This is a genomic window from Microbacterium sp. Se63.02b (assembly GCF_014171575.1).
Classification (GTDB): Bacteria; Actinomycetota; Actinomycetes; order Actinomycetales; family Microbacteriaceae; genus Microbacterium.
This window is the reverse complement of record NZ_CP050453.1, coordinates 715,518-736,051: the sequence shown is the minus strand read 5'-3', so window position 1 is coordinate 736,051 and position 20,534 is coordinate 715,518. Positions and strand designations below refer to the sequence as shown.

Sequence of the window (20,534 nt, the reverse complement as noted above, 5' to 3'; positions counted from 1 at the left end):
AGACCCTCGCCGCAACACGAGACCGAGATCCCTCCCCTGAAGCAGTTCCCGGCGAAGCTCGCTCGGAACCGCGTCATGGGTGGACGCGACGTTGCCCGCTTCGCCGGCCTCGTCGAGATCGACAAGGTCATGAGACGTTGGGATGTCCCTGTCTCTTGACGCCGCGATTCGGCCAGTCATTCACGCCGTTCATCGGAGGCCGGCGGCGATCGCCAGACCAGTGCTACCCCGATGATCGTGGTGATGATGGCGACGTCGTAGCTCGCCACCGTGTACGTCCACCAAGTGCCATTGTGGCTTCCGTATTGTGTATCGGTGCTCAGATGGATCAGGACGAGCGCGGGTCCGGCTGCCAGGAGCACAATCCCTAACCGCACAAGTCGGCGGTGCAGTCGGTACGCACGCGACGGGCGAGGTGGCGGCCTGCTCGGTGCGGAACGATGGCTGAGCGCGGACAGGCGGAGCGGATCGAATCGTGCGTCCGGCGACATCAGAGGATCGCTCCAATCGCGAGGTAGGTGGCGAAGGCGAGGAGGACGACGGCGATCGTTGCCGCGGTGATGAAGAAGACGAAGTTCCGGAACGGATTCTTGTGTTCGTTCATGGTGGATTCGTGAGTGGGCTGCGGTTACCGGGCCGGGCTGAGGACGGTGAAGCCGTCGACAGTGACACCAACGATGCCTCGGTCATCGACGAGGATGATGCGGTCATCGATGGTGCTGAGGGCTTGAACGGCTCCGTCGAGTGGCCCCAGCTGCTGCCACGTCCCGTTCTGATCTTGGGCCCAGAGGACCCCGTCGGTGCCGGCGCCGACGAGTGTGCCGTCTGTGCGTGCTACGAGGGCGTAGAGCAGGGGTGATTCGGGGACGGGGGTGAAGGTGTCGCCACCGTCGGTGCTGACGAGCAGTCCTTCTTCGGTGGCGGCATAGAGCCCGGACTCTGTGGCGGCGAGGTCGGCTGCCGCTAGAGGGGCATGGGTGGTCCAGTTCGTTCCGTTGTCGGTGCTGGAGAGCAGGTCGATTTGGCTGGAAGCGATGCCGTACAGGGTTCCGTCGGGGCTGGCGGTGAGGACGTGGAAGTCGGTTGTTCCGTTCAGGGCGATGGGCGACCAGTTGAGGCCATAGTCATCGCTACGGATGATGCCGAGGTTCGGGGATCCCAGCTCGGCCGGGGTTTGCTCTCCGGGGTGTCCGGAGGCGAACAGGGTGTCGCCGGTGACAGTGAATCCCATGGCATCGAAGTCATGGCCGCCGACGGGTCCGGAGACGTTCCCGTCCGGTGTGACGGTGAAGATGCCGTTGTGCGTGGCGACGAGCAGATCGTCACCGCGGGGGTCTTCGGCGATGCCGTGGATGTGGTCGATGCGGGGTGTCGCATCGGGCTCGTCGGACTGCGCGGCAGTACAGCCCGTAATGACGAGCGTCAGCACGGGGATGGTTGCGGCGGCGAGAAGAAATGATCGTTTCATGATGGTTTCCGGGTAGCGGCCAGGAGGGTGGCCAGGCTTGTGACGCGGGCAGCAGGGAGCGCGCCGCGGGGTCGGTCTTCGCGCGGGGCGATCGCGCGGGAAACGCAGGGCGGGTCGTTCGGGAATCGGCCCGCCCCGCGTGGTTCTACAGTTCTCCGAGGAGGTCCTTCATCGTGGCGATCTCCGCCGTCTGGTCATCGATCACCTGTTGCGCGAGCTCGAGGACGTCCGGGTTCTGCGCGTCGTCAAGCGCCGTCTGTGCCATGTCGACGGCGCCTTCGTGGTGCACGATCATCTGCTCGAGGAACAAACGGCTGGCCTCGGTCGCGTCGGCGTCTTCCAACATGGTCATGTCCTCTTCGGACATCATGCTGTCGTCGCCGCCCATGGAGCCGTGGTCCATGCCGCCCATCGAATCGGGGTCGTACTCCACACCCCAGTCCTCGAGCCACCCGAGCATCTTGTCGATCTCCGGGCCCTGCGCCGCCTTGATCTGTTCGGCGAGCTCGACCACCCGCGGGTCCGCGCCGTCCTTGGCCAGCAGAATGTCCGACATCTCGATGGCCTGCTCATGATGAGGGATCATCATCGTGACGAACATCTCGTCAGCCTCGGTTGAGGCCGACGAGGACGTCGACGCGGACGGTGAGCTGCTGGTACCGGACGGCGCGGTGCCGGTGTCGGCGCAGCCGGTCAGTACCAGGGCGAGGGTGAGAGCGCCGGTGCTGAGTGCGAGGGGGATCTTCTTGTTCATGGTCGTTCCTTCGTAAGTCGTATGAGAGTTCGCTGAAGCGGCGGCGCCAACGGGCGCCGCAGGGCCGCCCACAGTTGGGTCGGCGTGCGAATACTCAAGTTCGACTGATCGAAAGAACCGTCAACGAGGGGCCACGAGGGAGGGCATCGGTCGCTTCCCACCGCAACCAGCTGGTCACCTCGCGAAGGGAGATGCCGGAGCGTCGGGCAAACGTCGGTGGGACGAGGAGCAGAAGGCCGGCCAGCAACGCGAGTACGCAGGCGGTGACCATGTCGTCGTGACCCTGCCCTTGTCCGGTGGTCACGTGGCACGGCCCGTCGCAGGCAGCGGCACCACCGTCGTCGAGGCTCGCCGTGGCGTCCGGAACGTGAGCGACTGTCGATGCGGAATGGGCGACGCCCGAGGAGCCGTGCCCGGCAGGTTCCGCGGTGAAGGTGTGCATGCCCAGGAGGCCGACGATGATCAGGACGGCCGCGGTGCCGAGCATCAGCAGGGTGCGCAGCGACAACTGCGGGCTTGTGGCGCGAACCGTCACCTGCATCCTCGATCCTTCCTGTTCCTCACGACGCTAGCACCGCCGCCTGTGTGCCCGACATCGATCCTGTGCACACTCAGAAGCCGCCTGCCAGCTCGTGCTTGACCGCCAGGATTTCCCTTGCCGCTGACCACCCGACAGCACCCGCCCTCTTGCCGTCGGCGGTCCTGAAGGTCGAGACGAGGCCGCCGCCGGCCGATGACGTCGTTTCCGCGGTCGCCTGCGGCAAGACGACGCCCGCTCCACTCAGCGTGACGCCGTGCACATTCACCGTGAACCCGGAAACGTGCCGGTACGGGCCAGGATCGTCCCCGCCGTGCAGATCATGAAGCAGCGCTCGGGCGGCGTGAGCCCCTTGTGCCACCGCATCATCCCAATGATCCATACGATAGAGCGAACCGTCGGGACCGACATGAGCGGCGACCCCACCGGCCGCATACACTGCCGGGATCGTCCTGGCACGGAGCCGGTCATCGACCTCGATCGCGGCACCGTCTGAGCGGATCCATGAGACAGCCGGAACTGTTCCGTGGGCGAGGACGATCACGTCTGACGATACAGATGTCCCATCATCGAGGAGTACGTCACCCCCGCTTCCGGAAGCCGAGATGGAGCGCACTGTCCGGCCTGGATGGAACTCCGTGTGCGCAGCGTGCAGATCGCGGAGCCGGGTGGCGATCGGCAACCCGAGGCTGTGCGCCAAGGGGATTTCGGAGCGCGCGACGAGATGCACTCTGGCACCAGCGCTCACAAGGTAGCTTGCTGCTTCTGCTCCGACCAGCCCGGCACCGAGGACAGTGACAACCCGCCTTTCGAACGTCGGACCCGCATGCCCTCGGATGCGTAGCGCGTCGGACGCGCTGTGCAGCGTGAAGACCCCCTCGCTGACGCCTGTCGCCTGCAGGGGACGCGGGGCGGCGCCGGTCGCCACGACAGCCGTTGCGAATATCAGCCGTCTGCCATCGTGCAGCAAGATGCCCCGCTCTTCCATCCCGACAGCGCTGCCGGGGATCGTCTCGACATCGATCGAGTCCAAGGCAGGCAGCGCGGATTGCTCCGGGGTGAGCAGGCCACGAAGGATGCCCTTGGTCACCAGCGTGCGGTTGTACGGGGCGAACGGCTCCGCATGCACGATCCGGATCGACCCGTCGAAACCGCTGCGCCGCAACGTGACCGCCGCAGAATGACCCGCGGCGCCCGCGCCGACGATGAGCACATCCGAGCTGGTCTTATCCATGAGAAGCTCCCTTCACCCCCTTGACCGGAATACCCTGGGTGGGTATATGGTTAGGCATACCAGTACCCTACCGGGGTATTCCGAATCGAGGGAAGGAAGCCATCATGAGCACGAGCGAGTACCAGGTGAGCGGGATGAGCTGCGGCCACTGCGAGGTCGCTGTTCGCGGCGAGGTCAGCCAGGTCCCCGGCGTCGAGAACATCGAAGTGAGTGCGCAGACCGGCCGGCTTCTCGTCACGACGAGTTCCGCAGTGGATGACGCGGCCGTGCTCGCGGCCGTCGATGAGGCCGGGTACGAGGCGGTCCGACTCTCATGAACGCCCCGGGCCGCCTCGGCCTCTACGGCGCGGGCCTTGTCGTTGTCTTCGGCGCCGCCTTCGCCGCCGCGGGCGCACTCGTGCCCGACAGCACGGTGACCGCATGGGCGGACGCCGGGCATTCCTCGCATGACGCGCAAGCGCCCGAGGATGCTGCTGGCACGAAAGACGATCAGGAGATGGGGGTGAGTGGAGTGATGAGCGCGGCATCGGGATTCACAATGAGCCCCGTACAGGCGCCGGCGAACGTCGAGACGGACGGTGAACTCTCCTTCGACATCCGCGATCCCTCAGGTGTCCCGATCACCGATTTCGACGAGGCCCACGATAAGCAGTTGCACCTGATCGTGGTCCGCAACGACGGGCGTGAATACCGTCACGTGCACCCCGAACTCGACCCGAGGACCGGGGTCTGGTCGCTGCCATGGTCCTGGGATACCGCGGGAACGTACCGGCTGTATGCGGACTTCACCTCTGAGGGGGTGAGCGCCACGCTCTCCCGCACCGTCGATGTGGCGGGGCAGCTGACACCGGAGCCCGAGGTCGCCGTCAAGACAAGCGACACGGTCGACGGCTTCGACGTGACCGTCAGCGGCGACCTGGTCGCCGGAACTGGAAGCGAACTGACTGTCAAGGTCTCTCGGGACGGGGAACCCGTCACGGTGCTGGAGCCGTACCTCGGTGCGTTCGGCCACCTCGTTGCCCTGCGCGATGGCGACCTGGCGTATCTGCATGTGCACGCGCGCGGCGAGGAACCACAGCCGGGCGATCTGGCCGGCCCCGAGGTGGAATTCACCGCCGAGACACCCACCACCGGCCGCTACCTGCTGTACCTGGACTTCCAGGTCGACGGACAGGTCCACACCGCACAGTTCGTACTCGAGGCGACCCCCGCCACCGGCGACCAGGCGGACACCGAAGACGACGCCGAGCACGACGGGCACTGACCCGCTCAGTGCGCATCGAGTTGCAAGAAGGATCGAGGAGACATCATGACGGATACGCAGTCAGCAGCCGCGTCCAGCGTGGAGCTGGAGATCGGCGGGATGACCTGCGCGTCGTGCGCGATGCGCATCGAGAAGAAGCTCAACAAGCTGGACGGTGTCACCGCCACCGTGAACTATGCGACGGAGAAGGCGAAGGTCACCGCACCGAACGGGTTCGACCCGGCGCTGCTGATCGCCGAGGTGGAGAAGACCGGCTACACGGCCGCCCTTCCCTCACCGGAGCCGTCCGCGGTAGTCGACGGTGAGGACGCTCCGGATAGGGAGCTGGTGAGCCTGCGGAACCGTTTGATCGCTTCCATCGTGCTGACCCTTCCTGTGATTGCGATGTCGATGATCCCCGCATTGCAGTTCACTTACTGGCAGTGGCTCTCACTCGCCCTGGCCGGCCCCGTCATCGTTTGGGCGGCCTGGCCTTTCCACAAGGCAGCGTGGACGAATCTCCGGCACGGTGCGGCGACCATGGACACGCTCATCTCGATGGGGACGATAGCCGCCTTACTGTGGTCGCTCTACGCGCTGTTCTTCGGCACGGCCGGCGTCCCCGGGATGACCCACCCGTTCGAGCTCACCGTGGCACCGTCGGACGGGGCGGCGAACATCTACCTCGAAGTGGGTGCCGCGGTGACGATGTTCATCCTCGCCGGACGCTACTTCGAGAAGAAGGCGAAACGGCAGGCGGGCGCCGCCCTGCGCGCGCTGTTGGAGCTGGGAGCGAAGGATGTTGCTGTGCTTCGCGCCGGCGCCGAGACCCGCATTCCCATCGCGGACCTGCGAGAGGGCGACGAGTTCGTCGTACGGCCCGGCGAGAAGATCGCCACCGATGGTGTGATCGTCTCCGGCACCTCCGCGGTCGACGCGTCCATGCTCACCGGTGAATCCGTGCCGGTCGAGGTCGGCGAAGGAGACTCCGTCACGGGGGCGACGGTCAATGCCGGTGGCCGGCTCGTCATCCGGGCGACGAGGGTCGGGTCGGACACCCAGTTGGCGCAGATGGCGAAGCTCGTCGAGGACGCCCAATCGGGCAAGGCCGAGGTGCAGCGCCTCGCCGACCGGGTGTCGGGTATCTTCGTGCCCATTGTCATCGCGATCGCCATCGCCACGCTGGGCGCTTGGCTCGGCGCGGGATTCCCTGCCGCGGCGGCGTTCACCGCCGCGGTCGCGGTGCTGATCATCGCCTGCCCGTGCGCCCTGGGCCTTGCCACGCCCACCGCACTGCTGGTGGGCACGGGCCGCGGCGCGCAGATGGGCATCCTCATCAAGGGTCCGGAAGTTCTCGAGTCGACGCGACGGGTGGACACCGTCGTTCTGGATAAGACCGGGACGGTGACCACAGGGCGGATGACGCTCACCGGCGTGTTCACCGCTGACGGCGTCGACCGCGGCGAGCTGCTGCGCCTGGCGGGTGCGGTGGAGGACGCCTCCGAGCATCCCATCGCGCAGGCCATCGCCAAAGCCGCAGTCCAAGAGGTCGGCACGCTTCCGACACCCGAGGGTTTCGCGAACATCGAGGGCAAGGGAGTGCAGGGCATCGTCGACGGGCACGCCGTCCTTGTCGGCCGCGAGTCGCTTCTCGAGGACTGGTCCCAGCGCCTTCCCGAGAATCTCGCCGCCGCGAAGAGCGAAGCAGAGCGTCAGGGCAAGACCGCGGTCGCCGTGGGGTGGGACGGGGAAGCACGCGGTGTGCTCATCGTCGCGGACACCATCAAGCCGACCAGCACCGAAGCCATCAGGCAGCTGAAGGCGCTGGGACTGACACCGGTGCTCCTCACCGGAGATAACCGTGCCGTGGCCGAGCAGATCGCGTCTGAGGTCGGCATCGATGAGGTCATCGCCGAAGTGCTCCCGAAAGACAAGGTCGACGTGGTCACCAGGCTGCAGCGCGAGGGCAAGGTCGTGGCGATGGTCGGAGACGGCGTCAACGATGCGGCCGCGCTCGCCCAGGCAGACCTGGGGTTGGCCATGGGCACGGGCACCGATGTGGCGATCGAGGCCAGCGACATCACGCTCGTCCGCGGCGATCTGCGCAGCGCGGCCGACGCGATCCGTCTGTCTCGGAAGACGCTCGGCACGATCAAGGGCAACCTGTTCTGGGCCTTCGCCTACAACGTCGCCGCCATCCCGCTGGCAGCCCTCGGTCTGCTCAATCCCATGCTCGCCGGCGCCGCGATGGCGTTCTCCAGCGTCTTCGTCGTCGGCAACAGCCTCCGCCTGCGCACGTTCCGCAGCCAGGCGGCGGACCCATCCCCGACCGCCGCGCCCGCACCGCGTGATCATGCGACGCGGAACGCAACCGTCGGAACCCACTGAAATCACGAAAGAGGAACACACATGTCTGATTCCGGATCCTGCTGCAGCCACAACAGCCACGGCTCTGTCCCAGCCGACGGACGCAAGGACCTCCTCGCGCCGTCCGCCGAACAGCTCGCCGAATGCCCCGTGATGGTCGGCAGCACCGTCGTGAAAGCGGACGCTGAAGCCGCTGGCCTCTACCGCGACTACGAGGGCACCCGCTATTACTTCTGCTGCGCCGCCTGCGGCCCCCTGTTCGACGCTGACCCCGCCAAGTACGTGACCGCAGCCTGACATCGCTTCACCTGTGCGGGGCGGCACACGGATCGCCCCGCACAGCTTCATCGTTTCCGAGGAGGATAGCCTCATGAGCCAGCCACACAGCGACGACGCTGATCACACCCACGAACACGCAGCGCACGGGCACACCCCATCGGTCCCCGCCGCGGCCACAGAAGACCCCCCCGTCCACACCCCTCACCACGACACCGCCGTGCACCACGACGGTCCCGATACTGCACCGCACGGAAGCGGCGCGCCGATGGGCCACCAGGGTCACGGCGAGCATGCCGGCCATGACGCACATGGTGGACACGACGCTCACGGTGGACACGGGGGTCATGCGGGGCATGGCGACCACGTCGGACAGTTCCGTCGCCTGTTCTGGATCATGCTGATCCTCGCCGTCCCCACCGTCGCGCTGTCGGGCATGTTCGCGATGATCCTCGGCTACACCCTCCCCGACATTCCCGGCCTGGCCTGGGTGTCCCCGGTACTGGGAACAGTGATGTACATCTGGGGTGGAAAGCCGTTCCTCGTCGGTGCTGTCAGCGAAATCCGCGACCGCAAGCCCGGGATGATGCTCCTCATCGGACTCGCCATCACCGTTGCGTTCATCGCCTCTTGGGGTGCGAGCCTCGGCCTGCTGCACCACGAGCTCGACTTCTGGTGGGAGCTCGCGCTCCTCATCGTGATCATGCTGCTCGGGCACTGGATCGAGATGCGGTCCCTCGCGCAGACCACGTCCGCTCTCGACTCCCTGGCCGCGCTCCTGCCCGACGAAGCAGAACGCGTCGAAGGTGACCAGGTCGTGACGGTCTCGCCTGCCGAACTCGTCGTCGGTGATGTCGTCATCGTTCGCCCCGGGGGCAGCGTCCCCGCCGACGGTCGCATCGTCGACGGTCGCGCGTCGATGGACGAGTCAATGGTCACCGGCGAGTCCCGCACCGTGACGCGCGGTATCGATGACCAGGTCACGGCCGGAACTGTGGCGACCGACTCCGGGCTGCGCGTGGAGATTACCGCCACCGGTGACGACACCACTCTCGCCGGCATCCAACGCCTGGTCACCGAAGCACAGAGCTCGTCCTCGCGCGCGCAGCGCCTTGCCGACACGGCGGCAGGCTGGCTGTTCTGGTTCGCTCTCGGCGCTGGCGTGATCACGGCGATCGTGTGGACGCTCGTTGGGCTTCCCGATGATGCCGTCATCCGCACCATCACGGTGCTCGTCATCGCTTGCCCCCACGCACTCGGTCTCGCAATCCCCTTGGTCGTCTCCATCGCCACCGAACGCGCCGCACGCGGTGGCGTACTCGTGAAGGACAGGCTCGCGCTGGAGAGCATGCGCACCGTCGACACCGTGCTGTTCGACAAGACAGGCACCCTCACCAAGGGCGAACCGACCGTCTCCGAGGTCTCAGTCGTCGAAGGCAACGACACCGACCGGGTGCTCGCCCTGGCCGCCGCCGCGGAGGCCGACAGTGAACACCCGCTCGCCAAGGCCATCGTCCGCGCCGCCGCCGACCGTCACCTCGACGTGCCCCGCAGCTCGGACTTCACCTCCTCTCCCGCAGTCGGCGTCACCGCGACCGTCGACGGGACCGTTGTACGGGTGGGGGGACCGCACCTGCTCACCGAGGAAGATGCGCAGGAGCTGCCCGTTGCCGAGCGGTGGCGCAATGACGGTGCGATCATCCTCCACGTGGTTCAGGACGGCCGTGTGATCGGCGCTCTCAAGCTCGCCGATGAGGTGCGGTCGGAATCGCGCGAAGCCGTCGATGCACTGCACGCGCTGGGTGTGCAGGTCGTGATGATCACCGGCGATGCCGAAGCCGTCGCGCACACCGTGGCCGAGGACCTCGGCATCGACCGTGTCTTCGCCGGCGTCCGACCGGAGGACAAGGCCGCGAAGGTGCAGGAGCTCCAGAACGAGGGACGCAAGGTCGCGATGGTCGGTGACGGCGTCAATGACGCCCCCGCCCTCGCCCAGGCCGATGTCGGGCTCGCGATCGGCGCCGGCACGGACGTTGCCATCGCCTCTGCCGGAGTCATCCTCGCCAGCGACGACCCCCGCTCGGTGCTCTCCGTCATCGAACTGTCCCGCGCCGCATACCGGAAGATGAAGCAGAACCTCTGGTGGGCCGCCGGCTACAACCTGATCTCCGTACCCCTCGCCGCCGGCGTCCTCGCCCCCATCGGGTTCGTGCTGCCGATGTCGGTCGGGGCGATCCTGATGTCCCTGTCCACCATCGTGGTTGCCCTCAACGCGCAGCTCCTGCGGCGACTCGACCTTCGCCCGGAAACCACGGCCCGCGCGATCCTCAACCGATAACCAATCCAGAACCGGAGACCACGATGACCGACACCATCGAGACCGACCAGGTCGAGTCCGACACCGCCTGCGAACACGGCGAACACGGCGAACACGGCTACATCACCGACAAAGCCCGCTATCTCGCCCGTCTCAAACGGATCGAAGGACAAGCCCGCGGCATCCACCGCATGGTCGACGAGGAGAAGTACTGCATCGACATCCTCACCCAGATCTCAGCGCTGACGAGCTCACTCCAGGGCGTTGCTGTCGGTCTTCTCGAAGACCATCTCCGCCACTGCGTCACCGACGCCGCACGTGCAGGCGGAGACATTGCCGAGGCCAAGATCACTGAAGCATCCCAGGCCATCGCACGCCTCGTCCGCTAAGCCAGCGAGGCGGCCCCGCGGATGCCTTCGATGCTCCTCGGATAGCTCTGGGCGAGTGGACGCTCAGGACTTTGCGCGCCTGTAGTCAAAGGCGCCGTCCTGACGCTGAGAATCGAGCAACTGATCGAGGATGCCATCGTGATCGATGACGGGCTTGGGCTGGCCATCCGGCTGCAGCCGCCCATCTAACCGAACGTGGCGTCGATGACGTGGTCGTCGAGCGTGGCTCCTCCGCTGGTGCTGCCGTGTCCGAGTGGGGTCATGCACGCCTCTTCTCAGGCTGGCCGGAGCTCACCGACACTGCAGCGCGTCGCCTGCTCGAGCCGACCGGGACGGCGCCGGCAAACGGCTACCCGACGGGGGCGGAGTGGGTGAGTGAGTACCTCACCCCACTCGTCGATGTGCTGGGTGACCGCGTCCTCTACGGCACAACGGTGACGGGAATCGCGCGGCAGGGGCGCGACAAAGACGTAGACAGCGGCCGCAAGGGCCAGCCATTCGTTGTGCACACGGTCGACCAGGACGGCTGCGATGGCCGTATCCTCGCCAGTGCTCGACGCCGTGGCCAGCATCGCCTCGGAGATCGACCCGAACATCCACTCCTGCGGCTCCGTCGGAGCCACCGGCGCACGCCAGCTCGCGCAGCCCGAGAAGGACCTGTTCATCGTCGGTGCGAAGTCTTATGGCCGCGCCCCCACCTTCCTGGCGCTCACGGGCTAGGAGCAGGTCCGCAGCGTCGCAGCTCACCTTGCCGGAGATCACGAGGCTGCGGAGCGCAACGAGCTCGTCCTTCCCGACACCGGGGTCTGCGGCGGTGCCGGCGGCTTCGACGCCGAGGGTGCCAGCTGCTGCGGCACGCCATCCGTACTGCGCAGATCGGCGCAAGGCCCGTCGGCGCAGTCTGACCGACCCACGAGAGGGCGACTTCCCGATTGGGAGGTCGCTTCTTGGCATCCAGGTGCAGTGTCCGTGAACTGTCTCGCCGCCGATTGCGCCTTACTTTGAAGAATGTCAATATAGATTCATGTCGAATCAACAGATTGAGCTGGTCATCATCGGATCGGGCCCCGCAGGCTTCACCGCCGCGATCTACGCGGCCCGGGCAAACCTCGCCCCGGTCGTTATCGCCGGTTCGGTGACCACCGGTGGTGCGCTGATGACGACGACCGAGGTGGAGAACTTCCCTGGGTTCGTCGACGCCGTCAACGGACCGGAGTTGATGGAGTCGATGCGTCAGCAGGCCGAGCGGTTCGGCGCCCGCATCCTCCTCGACGACGCAGTCAGCGTCGACCTCGACGGACCGATCAAGGCCATCGTGACTGGCGCGGGTGAGACGTTCCGTGCGCGTGCGGTGATCCTCACCATGGGCTCCGCCTATCGCAAGCTCGGGTTGCCGGATGAGGAGCGACTCACCGGCCGAGGCGTGTCCTGGTGCGCCACCTGCGATGGGTTCTTCTTCCGCGAGCAGGAGATCGTCGTCGTCGGCGGCGGGGACTCCGCGATGGAGGAGGCCCTGTTTCTCACCCGTTTCGCATGCAAGGTGACCGTCGTGCACCGTCGCGGCGAGGTCCGCGCTTCGAAGATCATGGCGCAGCGCGTGCTTGACCACCCGAAGATCGAGGTGGCATGGAACAGCGAGATCGCCCGGCTGAACGGCGACGAGAAGCTCGAATCCGTCACCCTCCGTGACACCGTCACCGGCACCGAGCGCGAGCTGGCGGCGACCGGTGTCTTCGTCGCGATCGGCCACGACCCCCGCTCGGAGTTGGTCACAGGACAGGTCGTCACCGACGCAGGCGGGTTCGTCCGAGTGGATCATCCTTCCACCCGCACGAACATCCCCGGGGTGTTCGCGGCCGGCGATCTGGTCGATCACACCTACCGGCAGGCGATCACCGCCGCCGGCACCGGCTGCGCCGCCGCTCAGGACGCCCAGCACTACCTCTCGAACCTCGAGAACGACCCGGCCGCTCCGATCGAGGCCGAGGAGGTCTTCGCATGAGCACGCTCACCGCCGTCACCGACGCCACGTTCGAGGACGAAGTTCTCGACTCCGACATCCCTGTCGTCGTCGACATCTGGGCCACCTGGTGCGGTCCGTGCCGCCAGGTCGCTCCGCTTCTTGAGCAGCTCGCCGCCGAGTACGACGGACGAGTGAAGATCGTCAAGGTCGATGCGGATCGGAATCCCGAGACCGTGACCGCCGCTGGCGTCACGTCGATCCCCACCCTCGGCTTCTTCCGCGACGGCACCGGCACGGACATCCTCATCGGCGCGCACCCGAAGCCCGTCATCGCCGAGAAGATCGAGGCGCTGCTCGCATGACCACCGCAACCGCAGCTTCCGCTCCCGCCGCCGTCCGGCGTCTGTCCACCCTCGACAAGTGGCTGCCACTGTGGATCGGGCTCGCCATGGTCGCAGGACTTCTCCTCGGCCGATTCGTCCCCGCTCTGTCGGACCTGCTCGGCCACCTCGAGGTCGGCGGCATCTCGGTGCCCATCGGGCTCGGGCTGCTGGTGATGATGTACCCGGTGCTCGCGAAGGTCCGCTACGACAAGATCGCGGCCGTCACCGGCGACAAGAAGCTCCTCGTGTCTTCGCTGGTGCTGAACTGGCTCGTCGGCCCTGCGGTCATGTTCGCCCTCGCCTGGATCTTCCTGCCAGATCTGCCCGAGTACCGCACGGGGCTGATCATCGTCGGTCTCGCCCGCTGCATCGCGATGGTCGTCATCTGGAACGACCTCGCCTGCGGCGATCGGGAAGCGACCGCCGTACTCGTCGCGATCAACTCTGTCTTCCAGGTGGTCGCCTTCTCACTGCTGGGCTGGTTCTACCTCACCGTCCTGCCCGGCTGGCTGGGTCTGGACACTCAGGGGTTGGAGATCTCGGTCTGGCAGATCGCCCTGAACGTGCTGGTCTTCCTCGGCGTGCCACTCGTCGCCGGCTTCGCTTCCCGCTGGATCGGCGAGAAGCGTCGCGGCCGCGCCTGGTACGAGGAGAAGTTCCTCCCCGTGATCGGCCCCTGGGCGCTGTACGGGCTGCTGTTCACCATCGTGCTGCTGTTCGCGCTGCAGGGCGATGCGGTCCTGGCCAACCCGCTGGACGTCGCGCGGATCGCGCTGCCACTGCTGGTCTACTTCGGGCTGATGTGGTTCGCAGGGCTCCTGCTCGGCAAGAGCCTGGGCCTGAACTACGCCCGCTCCACCACGCTGGCCTTCACCGCGGCCGGGAACAACTTCGAACTCGCCATCGCCGTCGCCATCGGCACCTTCGGCGCCGCCTCCGGGCAGGCTCTGGCGGGCGTCGTCGGCCCTCTCATCGAGGTGCCCGTCCTCGTTGGACTCGTCTACGTCTCCCTCTGGGCGGCGCGCGCTTGGTTCCACACCGATCCCTACACCGGCGAAAGGATCACCTCATGAACGTCACGCTCACCGACGCCGTCGACAGCTGCAGCCCGGTCGCTACCCACGCCATCGGCCACGAGGCGGCGTCCACCGTCGCCGCGACCTTAAAGGCTCTGTCGGATCCGCTGCGCCTGCGCATGCTCTCCGCGATCGCTTCCGATCCGCGAGGCGAGTCCTGCGTGTGCGATCTCGCCGAGCTCGCACACGTCTCACAGCCCACCGTGTCGCACCATCTGAAGGTCCTCAAGGGCGTCGACGTGCTCACCTCCGAACGGCGCGGCACCTGGGTCTGGTACCGCATCAACCCCAGCCGCCGGGGCGCCGTCACCGCTCTGCTGGACTCCTTCGCGCCTGCGACCATGACGGCGCCCGGCGAAGACGGCGACGCCGAAGGCCGCGCCGGCCACCCCGAGTTCGATGCGCGGATCACCCACCTCGCCGATGAGCTCGCCGCCGAGGTCCCCGAGCTCGCCCCGGAGACCGTGCTGGGCATCGTTCGTGAGTCGTACACGTCACTCGCCCGCACGGCAATAGTCACGGGAGCGCTTGTCCCGCTCACCGAACGCTTCGCACGTCAGCGACTCGCCGACCTCACGCGCGACCGCGACTCCGCTGTACCCCAGGTGTTGTTCGTCTGCGTGGCCAATGCGGGGCGTTCGCAGCTCGCTGCCGCGCTTGTCAACAAGCTCGCCGCCGGCAGGGTTGTCGCCCGCTCGGCAGGATCTGCTCCCGCGGACGTCATCCATCCGCACGTCCGCTCGATCCTCGCCGAGATCGAAGGCGACCTGGCCGCCGAACGCTTCCCCAAGCCCCTCACCGACGATGCCGTCCGTGCCGCCGACGTGGTGATCACGATGGGCTGCGGCGACGTCTGCCCGATCATCCCCGGCGTCCGCTACGACGACTGGGCCGTCGGCGACCCTGCCCTCGCATCCCGCGAGGGCGTCGAAGCCATCCGCGACGACATCGAGGACCGCGTCCGCGCCCTCGTCGATGAGCTCACGCACTGACCACCACCCACAGGAGCCCTCATGACCGACACCACCAAGCCCTCCGTCCTCTTCGTCTGCGTGCACAACGCCGGCCGCTCCCAGATGGCTGCCGGGTTCCTCCGCGACATCGCCGGCGACCGCATCGAGGTCCGCTCCGCCGACTCCATGCCGGCCGACCAGATCAACCCCATCGCCGTGGAAGCGATGAAGGAACTGGGCATCGACATCACCGCCGAGCAGCCCAAGATCCTCACCACCGAAGCCGTGCAGGCCTCCGACGTCGTGATCACCATGGGATGCGGCGACGCCTGCCCGTTCTTCCCTGGCAAGCGCTACGAGGATTGGAAGCTCGACGATCCTGCCGGTCAGGGCATCGAGGCTGTTCGCCCGATCCGAGACGAGATCCGGGCACGCATCGAGAGGTTGGTCGACGAAATCCTCTGATTCAAAGTCTGTCCGCTGAGGCGGGCCTCGCGCACGCTCGATAGTGTCAGCGAGCGACGGCCTCGTCGAGGGCATCCGTGAGGTCCCTGAGCTGGGTGAGCTCGAGCTTCTCGCCGTCGAGGAAGAAGGTCGGCGTGCCACTGACGTTGAGATACTGGCCGTCGTTGCGGTCTGCTTCGACTCTTTCCTTGGTGGCGGGGTCGGCGATTGCTTCGTCGTACGAGTCCATGTCGAGGCCTAGGTCTTCGGCGAACGTCCGGAACAACTGGGTGTGAGAGGTCTGCTGCTCGCCCCTCTGAGCCTGGGTCTCGAACAGGCGAGCGTACATCTCCTCGAACTTGCCCTGTTGAGCTGCCGCTTCGGCGGCGAGGGCGGCGTTCATGGAGTTGAAGTGTCCGGGCAATGGGAAGTACCGCACGACGTAGTTGATCTCGCCCTCATAGTCGGCGCGGATCTGTTCGACCACCGGGTAGAACGCTCCGCAGGCTTCGCACTCGAAGTCGAGAAACTCCACCAGCGTCGGCGCATCCGGGCCGGCGTCGTCCAGGACGTGCGAGTCAGTCCGGGCGCCGGGCAGTGCGCCCGCCGAGCCGGAAGGGTCGGGAGCAGCGGGCCGGGTCAGCATGACCACGACCAGAGCTGCGATCACGAGGACGATAACGACGGCACCGGTGATGAGGCTGACTTTGACGGGGGTCTTCACGAAGGATGGCTCCAGCTCGGACGGCGATATCACCGCAGGGTTGGTCAGGCGCGTGCGGGCTCGGGTGCCGGCGCTAGCTCTCGGAGAGCAGCGGGGCGTCGGGCTGCACGGACGCCGTTGAGGATGACGACGACCTCGGCGATCTCGTGTACCAGGACGACACCGGCCAGACCGAGAACGCCGAACAGCGCCAGCGGGAAGAGCACGATGATGATGGCGAGGGCCAGGGCGATGTTCGCGGTCATGATGCGTCGCCCGCGGCGCGTGCGCGAGCGCGCCGGGGATGAGGCGGAGGTCGTGGCCGGTGAACGCGACATCGGCGGACTCAATGGCGGCCGCCGAACCTTTCAGTCCCATGGCGATGCCGACCGTGGCGGTCGCTAGTGCTGGGGCGTCGTTGATGCCGTCCCCGACCATGGCCGTCGGGCGGACGGTGGTCAGGGATTCGATCGCGTGGGCCTTGTCGGCGGGCAGCTGCTCGGCCCGCACATCGTCGATGCCTGCCTGGGCGGCGATGGCGCGGGCGGTGCGTTCGTTGTCGCCGGTGAGCATGACGGTCTCGATGCCCTGACTGTGGAGCATCCGCACGGTCTCGGCCGACTCCGGGCGCAGTTCGTCACGGATGCCGATGAGCCCGGCGACAGCGCCGTCGGCTTCGACGACGACCACGGTCATGCCCTCCGCAGCCATCCCTTCGGCGGCGGTGCTGAGCACGGCCGGGTCAAGCCAGCGCGCGTTCCCGACGCGGATGAGTGTGCCGTCGACGCGGCCGGCGATGCCGTGGCCGGCTTCTTCCACGACATCGATGGCGGACAGCGCCTTCGGGGATGCCGCGGTGATCGCGGCGGCCAAGGGGTGCGTGCTGGTCGCCTCGATGGCGGCAGCCCAGGCGAGCAGGTCGTCGCGATTGGTCCCGTCGGCGGGTCGGACGTCGACCACCGCGGGTTCGTTGCGGGTGAGCGTCCCGGTCTTGTCCAGCGCGACGGCGCGGATCGTGCCGAGCTGCTCGAACGCCTCCCCGGACTTGATCACCACGCCGAACTTCGACGCGGAGCCGATGGCGCTGATCACGGTGACCGGCACCGCGATCGCCAGCGCGCACGGGGACGCCGCGACCAGGACCACCAGTGCCCGCTCGATCCAGGTCCAGGGGTCACCGACGACGAAGCCGAACAGCGCGACGAGCGCCGCGGCGATCAGGACGACGGGAACCAGCGGGCGCGCGATCCGATCCGCTAGTCGTGCCCGATCGCCCTTGCGGGCGTGGGCCTGCTCCACCAGCGAGACGATCTGCGTGAGGGAGTTGTCGCGGCCATCCGCGGTCGCCTCGATCCGCAACGTCGCCGACCCGTTCACCGAACCTGCCGCGACCACGTCGCCGGGCCCGACCTCGACCGGGATGGACTCCCCGGTGATCGCCGATGTGTCCAGGCTGGAGCGTCCCTCGACGACGACACCGTCGGTCGCCACACGCGCCGCCCGCTCCGACGACGAGGATGTCGAGCTCGCGCACATCGGCAGCAGGGACCGTGATGTCGCCACTGAGCCGTGAGACGCGCACCGTCTCCGGGATCAGTGACAGCAGTGCGCGCAGGCCCTCCTTAGCGCGGTCCATCGCTCGGTCCTCCAGCGCCTCAGCGAGGGAGAACAGGAACGCCAGGGTCGCTGCTTCACCGACGTGCCCGAGCAGGACGGCGCCGACAGCAGCGATCGTCATCAGCAGACCGACACCGAGCCGGCCACGGATCACGCGCCGGATCGCACCGGGAACGAACGTGTACGCGCCAGCGAGCAGAGCTGCCCACTGCAGCACCAGTGCGGCAATCTCCAGGCCCGTCCACTCGAACGCGTACCCGGCGAGTAGGAACACACCGGACAGCGCCGACGGCAGTAGAGCGATGTCCCGCCACCACGGTGGACGCACCTCGAACTCGTGATCGGCGCCGGCGGCTGGTGGCAGGGCGGGGCCGCAGCACGCATCGCCGTCATCATGAGCAGATACGCCCGCCGCCGCCTGCACGACCTCTGGGCCGCAGCAGCCGTCTCCCCCTGCGGTAGCGACAACTCGACGCGGTGGATGGTGCCTGTCTTCCGCGGCTCGTCGTCGCCGCAGCACTCCGCGCTCATGCGCAGCACTCGCACTTCTCGTCAACGCACGGCACGCCTTCATCGACCGCCACAACCGCGTCGAGAAGATGCCGCAGGCCCACCGTCAGGTGCGGATCTGCGATCTCGTACCGCGTGCGACGACCCTCCGGCGTCGCGATCACCAGTCCACAGCCCCGAAGACAGGTGAGATGGTTCGACACGTTCGTGCGGCTCAGTTCAAGATCACGGGCGAGCTCGGCCGGATAACCCGGGGCATCCAGCAGCGACAGCAGGATCCTCGAACGCGTCGGGTCGGCCATCGCCCGACCCAGCCGGTTCATCACATCAAGACGAGAAGCAATAGTCAGCACACGATGACTATACACGGGACACTGAACTATAGCGATGGCGACTCCACTGGACACTGCATCGAGGCGTGGCGCCTTGTCCACCACCTCCTGGAACGTGCCGAGCTTCACTCAGGATCGCGCCTACCGGAAGTTCTTCGACGAGTCCGTGTCGTTCGGATGCGACGGGGATGCCTCGATGAGTATCACCCGTCCCGGCTTCTTGCCCTTCGGCTGGGGAGCGTCGACCGCGTAGCGAAGCCTCGCGCCGTCCGTGACCTTGTACTGCCAGACGGGCAGGGTCCTCCCGCCCACCACCGCTGTAGATAGGTTGCCCTTCAGCTGGTAGCAGCGCGAGCTGTCGAACCGCGTCGGGTGAGCGGTCAGGTAGTCCCAGGCATCCGCGAGGGCGTTCTTCGCGGTCGCGCGAAGGTCGCGCCACCCGCGCTCCGCCGCGACGTCGCCGAAGACGATCTCGTACTCGCTGACCCTTGTCGGTCGCGGAACCGACGATCCCCGCCTTCCCGCCATTACGGGCGCTCGACCCGCGCAGACGTCTCCGTCAGATCGATCGGCTTAGCCGGCCGCGCACCCATGGCGTAAGCCGCAGCAGTCTCCCGCCACTCGTGCTGAGCACGCAGCAGGCGTTCAAACGTGCCCAACTCGCTGGCGGAGTAAACCAGCCGCTCAATTTCGCTCGCGTAAGTGGCCAGCTCGCCCTCATCGAACTCACTCGTCCACGCGAAGAGCTCCCGCAGCGCAGCGCCGACATCGCCCCTGTTCCGCCCGATAGCGCGGAGCAGTTCACTGGAGAGCTTCACGCCAAGCTCGAGCGTGTCGAGGTCGTGGCCACGAAGGATCACCAGGTCATCGCCATCCCGACGAGTGATACGCACCTGGCCCTCGTCGATGTGGGCAAGGACATCCTTCGGCTTACGGAGGAGATCGGTGAAAGTCGCGGTGCTCATGAGACCAGAGTACATCAGATAAACATCAGAGGTTCTGCGTCTTGTGCGCTGGAGCCCCCCGCTGCACCCGTCCGGATGTCCGTTCAGTCGGACACCCCACTGAGAACGAGTGCATCGGCCGCGATAATGTCGGAAGCGCGGTGAGATGACGCTAGATGTCACTCGGACGGGGACGGCGTCGGATTCTCTACGCGCTTTGCGGTGACACATTCCTGACGATGCACCACCGGATTGCCATCCCGCCCACGAGATCAGGTGAGTTCACTCTCGAGTTGTTCGATGCGTGCGCGGATGTCGTCGCAGTTCGAACGGACGGCGTCGATACCCTGGCGCGCTGGGTCGTCCAGCTTCCAGTCCTCGTAGCGCTTGCCAAGAAAGAACGGACAGGCCTCGCCGCATCCCATACTGATGACGACGTCAGACGCCTGCACGGCTTCGGTTGTCAGCACTTTTGGGCTGCTCGGCTGTGCTGTCGATTCCGAGCACGCCCATCGCCTCGTCAGCAGTCGGGTTGGACCGCTCGGCGGGCATGGATCCCGCCGAGCGGACCTCGACGCGGTCGCCTGCGATGTCGCGGAGACATCCGGCCGCCATCTGCGAGCGTCCGGCGTTGTGGACACCGACGAAGAGGACGGAGCGCTTGGTGGTGGTGTCAGTCATGGAGGGCCCTAGTAGGTACTAGTCCAGGAGGCCTCGTCCACGAGGGTGCGTACCCGTACGGTTTGATTGTCGAGGCTGGTAACATCCTCGTGAAATGATCACGTCTGGCCGGTCTCGTAACCAGGCGGCGTCTGTTGACAAGCTCCTGATAACGAAGATCATTACAGGCCTTGGGTTGGCCCTGCTCTTGATTGTCGGAGCATGGTCCGGTGGTCATCGCGACGCGGACGCCTCTCCATATCTCACTGCTACCTCGACTGCATCGATGGAAACCGAGCTTACGAGCTATGGTGCGGTTGGCTCGTCGACGCATGGTTCTGGTGGCGCCTCATCGGAACGGCT

The 20,534-nt window shown here is 66.7% G+C and carries 19 protein-coding genes and 3 pseudogenes; 12 read left to right on the top strand and 10 right to left on the bottom strand.

The features are described 5' to 3' along the window. Positions 1-628: 628 nt before the first annotated feature. The 4 genes from G4G29_RS03650 to G4G29_RS03635 all read right to left on the bottom strand — a co-directional run bounded on the left by G4G29_RS03650 (position 629) and on the right by G4G29_RS03635 (position 3,994). Entirely contained in the window at positions 629-1,468 is an 840-nt protein-coding gene (locus G4G29_RS03650) for a F510_1955 family glycosylhydrolase (RefSeq protein WP_029266184.1), read from the bottom strand. A 145-nt stretch (positions 1,469-1,613) separates the two neighbouring features. Further along, positions 1,614-2,222, bottom strand: a complete 609-nt coding sequence (locus tag G4G29_RS03645; protein ID WP_029266186.1) for a DUF305 domain-containing protein — start codon at positions 2,220-2,222, stop codon at positions 1,614-1,616. Between the two features lie 94 nt (positions 2,223-2,316). Next, positions 2,317-2,763: a DUF6153 family protein gene (locus G4G29_RS03640; RefSeq protein ID WP_029266188.1), complete on the bottom strand. Its 447-nt coding sequence runs from the start codon at positions 2,761-2,763 to the stop codon at positions 2,317-2,319. A gap of 70 nt (positions 2,764-2,833) precedes the next feature. Further along, positions 2,834-3,994, bottom strand: a complete 1,161-nt coding sequence (locus G4G29_RS03635; protein ID WP_051667917.1) for an FAD-dependent oxidoreductase — start codon at positions 3,992-3,994, stop codon at positions 2,834-2,836. A gap of 104 nt (positions 3,995-4,098) precedes the next feature. Between G4G29_RS03635 and G4G29_RS03630 the strand changes: the two genes are divergently transcribed. From G4G29_RS03630 to G4G29_RS03575, 12 genes and pseudogenes are all read left to right on the top strand, one after another. Continuing rightward, entirely contained in the window at positions 4,099-4,311 is a 213-nt protein-coding gene (locus tag G4G29_RS03630; RefSeq protein WP_029266192.1) for a heavy metal-associated domain-containing protein, read from the top strand. Then, positions 4,308-5,258 (top strand): hypothetical protein, encoded by a 951-nt coding sequence (locus G4G29_RS03625; RefSeq protein ID WP_029266194.1) that lies wholly within the window; start codon positions 4,308-4,310, stop codon positions 5,256-5,258. Before G4G29_RS03630 ends, G4G29_RS03625 begins: the two co-directional genes overlap by 4 nt. A 45-nt stretch (positions 5,259-5,303) precedes the next feature. Further along, positions 5,304-7,625, top strand: coding sequence for a heavy metal translocating P-type ATPase (locus G4G29_RS03620; protein WP_029266196.1), 2,322 nt, complete (start codon positions 5,304-5,306; stop codon positions 7,623-7,625). 21 nt (positions 7,626-7,646) lie between these two features. Further along, positions 7,647-7,901 (top strand): YHS domain-containing protein, encoded by a 255-nt coding sequence (locus tag G4G29_RS03615; protein ID WP_029266198.1) that lies wholly within the window; start codon positions 7,647-7,649, stop codon positions 7,899-7,901. A 247-nt stretch (positions 7,902-8,148) separates the two neighbouring features. Next, positions 8,149-10,218, top strand: a complete 2,070-nt coding sequence (locus tag G4G29_RS03610) for a heavy metal translocating P-type ATPase (protein ID WP_231479864.1) — start codon at positions 8,149-8,151, stop codon at positions 10,216-10,218. Between the two features lie 23 nt (positions 10,219-10,241). Beyond that, positions 10,242-10,586 carry a metal-sensitive transcriptional regulator gene (locus G4G29_RS03605; protein WP_029266204.1) on the top strand — a complete coding sequence of 115 codons (345 nt, stop codon included), beginning with the start codon at positions 10,242-10,244 and terminating at the stop codon, positions 10,584-10,586. 209 nt (positions 10,587-10,795) lie between these two features. Then, positions 10,796-11,491 (top strand): annotated as a pseudogene (locus G4G29_RS03600) (hypothetical protein). Between the two features lie 119 nt (positions 11,492-11,610). Continuing rightward, positions 11,611-12,588, top strand: coding sequence for a thioredoxin-disulfide reductase (trxB, locus tag G4G29_RS03595; protein ID WP_029266208.1), 978 nt, complete (start codon positions 11,611-11,613; stop codon positions 12,586-12,588). Then, on the top strand, positions 12,585-12,911 hold the full coding sequence (gene trxA, locus G4G29_RS03590; protein WP_029266209.1) for a thioredoxin: 327 nt from the start codon (positions 12,585-12,587) through the stop codon (positions 12,909-12,911). The genes trxB and trxA overlap by 4 nt, the downstream gene beginning before the upstream one ends. Then, positions 12,908-14,005 carry an ACR3 family arsenite efflux transporter gene (arsB, locus tag G4G29_RS03585; protein ID WP_029266210.1) on the top strand — a complete coding sequence of 366 codons (1,098 nt, stop codon included), beginning with the start codon at positions 12,908-12,910 and terminating at the stop codon, positions 14,003-14,005. Before trxA ends, arsB begins: the two co-directional genes overlap by 4 nt. Beyond that, complete coding sequence (locus tag G4G29_RS03580) at positions 14,002-15,000, top strand: metalloregulator ArsR/SmtB family transcription factor (RefSeq protein WP_029266212.1); 999 nt, start codon at positions 14,002-14,004, stop codon at positions 14,998-15,000. Before arsB ends, G4G29_RS03580 begins: the two co-directional genes overlap by 4 nt. A 21-nt stretch (positions 15,001-15,021) precedes the next feature. Continuing rightward, complete coding sequence (locus G4G29_RS03575; RefSeq protein ID WP_183151867.1) at positions 15,022-15,426, top strand: arsenate reductase ArsC; 405 nt, start codon at positions 15,022-15,024, stop codon at positions 15,424-15,426. Positions 15,427-15,472: 46 nt separating this feature from the next. Here the strand turns inward: G4G29_RS03575 and G4G29_RS03570 are convergent, their stop codons facing one another. The 6 genes and pseudogenes from G4G29_RS03570 to G4G29_RS03545 form a co-directional block, all read right to left on the bottom strand. Beyond that, the gene (locus G4G29_RS03570; RefSeq protein ID WP_102208770.1) at positions 15,473-16,051 is read right to left on the bottom strand and encodes a thioredoxin domain-containing protein; all 579 of its coding nucleotides are present in this window, start codon (positions 16,049-16,051) and stop codon (positions 15,473-15,475) included. A gap of 122 nt (positions 16,052-16,173) precedes the next feature. Continuing rightward, a pseudogene (locus G4G29_RS03565) lies at positions 16,174-18,053 on the bottom strand (cation-translocating P-type ATPase). A 199-nt stretch (positions 18,054-18,252) separates the two neighbouring features. Then, positions 18,253-18,588: a metalloregulator ArsR/SmtB family transcription factor gene (locus tag G4G29_RS03560; RefSeq protein ID WP_029266220.1), complete on the bottom strand. Its 336-nt coding sequence runs from the start codon at positions 18,586-18,588 to the stop codon at positions 18,253-18,255. Positions 18,589-18,708: 120 nt separating this feature from the next. Further along, positions 18,709-19,095 (bottom strand): hypothetical protein, encoded by a 387-nt coding sequence (locus G4G29_RS03555; protein ID WP_029266222.1) that lies wholly within the window; start codon positions 19,093-19,095, stop codon positions 18,709-18,711. Further along, positions 19,095-19,532 carry a hypothetical protein gene (locus tag G4G29_RS03550; protein WP_136025417.1) on the bottom strand — a complete coding sequence of 146 codons (438 nt, stop codon included), beginning with the start codon at positions 19,530-19,532 and terminating at the stop codon, positions 19,095-19,097. Before G4G29_RS03550 ends, G4G29_RS03555 begins: the two co-directional genes overlap by 1 nt. Before the next feature lie 251 nt (positions 19,533-19,783). Then, positions 19,784-20,192: pseudogene (locus tag G4G29_RS03545) on the bottom strand (heat-shock protein HtpX). Between the last annotated feature and the right edge of the window lie 342 nt (positions 20,193-20,534).

Coding starts and splice junctions, on each gene's coding strand:
- G4G29_RS03550 (WP_136025417.1), bottom strand. CDS start 19,532: ATGAGCACCGCGACTTTCACCGATCTCCTCCGTAAGCCGAAGGATGTC.
- trxA (WP_029266209.1), top strand. CDS start 12,585: ATGAGCACGCTCACCGCCGTCACCGACGCCACGTTCGAGGACGAAGTT.
- G4G29_RS03645 (WP_029266186.1), bottom strand. CDS start 2,222: ATGAACAAGAAGATCCCCCTCGCACTCAGCACCGGCGCTCTCACCCTC.
- trxB (WP_029266208.1), top strand. CDS start 11,611: ATGTCGAATCAACAGATTGAGCTGGTCATCATCGGATCGGGCCCCGCA.
- G4G29_RS03615 (WP_029266198.1), top strand. CDS start 7,647: ATGTCTGATTCCGGATCCTGCTGCAGCCACAACAGCCACGGCTCTGTC.
- G4G29_RS03580 (WP_029266212.1), top strand. CDS start 14,002: ATGAACGTCACGCTCACCGACGCCGTCGACAGCTGCAGCCCGGTCGCT.
- G4G29_RS03630 (WP_029266192.1), top strand. CDS start 4,099: ATGAGCACGAGCGAGTACCAGGTGAGCGGGATGAGCTGCGGCCACTGC.
- G4G29_RS03605 (WP_029266204.1), top strand. CDS start 10,242: ATGACCGACACCATCGAGACCGACCAGGTCGAGTCCGACACCGCCTGC.
- G4G29_RS03625 (WP_029266194.1), top strand. CDS start 4,308: ATGAACGCCCCGGGCCGCCTCGGCCTCTACGGCGCGGGCCTTGTCGTT.
- G4G29_RS03555 (WP_029266222.1), bottom strand. CDS start 19,095: ATGGCGGGAAGGCGGGGATCGTCGGTTCCGCGACCGACAAGGGTCAGC.
- G4G29_RS03620 (WP_029266196.1), top strand. CDS start 5,304: ATGACGGATACGCAGTCAGCAGCCGCGTCCAGCGTGGAGCTGGAGATC.
- arsB (WP_029266210.1), top strand. CDS start 12,908: ATGACCACCGCAACCGCAGCTTCCGCTCCCGCCGCCGTCCGGCGTCTG.
- G4G29_RS03650 (WP_029266184.1), bottom strand. CDS start 1,468: ATGAAACGATCATTTCTTCTCGCCGCCGCAACCATCCCCGTGCTGACG.
- G4G29_RS03610 (WP_231479864.1), top strand. CDS start 8,149: ATGGGCCACCAGGGTCACGGCGAGCATGCCGGCCATGACGCACATGGT.
- G4G29_RS03635 (WP_051667917.1), bottom strand. CDS start 3,994: ATGGATAAGACCAGCTCGGATGTGCTCATCGTCGGCGCGGGCGCCGCG.
- G4G29_RS03640 (WP_029266188.1), bottom strand. CDS start 2,763: ATGCAGGTGACGGTTCGCGCCACAAGCCCGCAGTTGTCGCTGCGCACC.
- G4G29_RS03570 (WP_102208770.1), bottom strand. CDS start 16,051: ATGCTGACCCGGCCCGCTGCTCCCGACCCTTCCGGCTCGGCGGGCGCA.
- G4G29_RS03575 (WP_183151867.1), top strand. CDS start 15,022: ATGACCGACACCACCAAGCCCTCCGTCCTCTTCGTCTGCGTGCACAAC.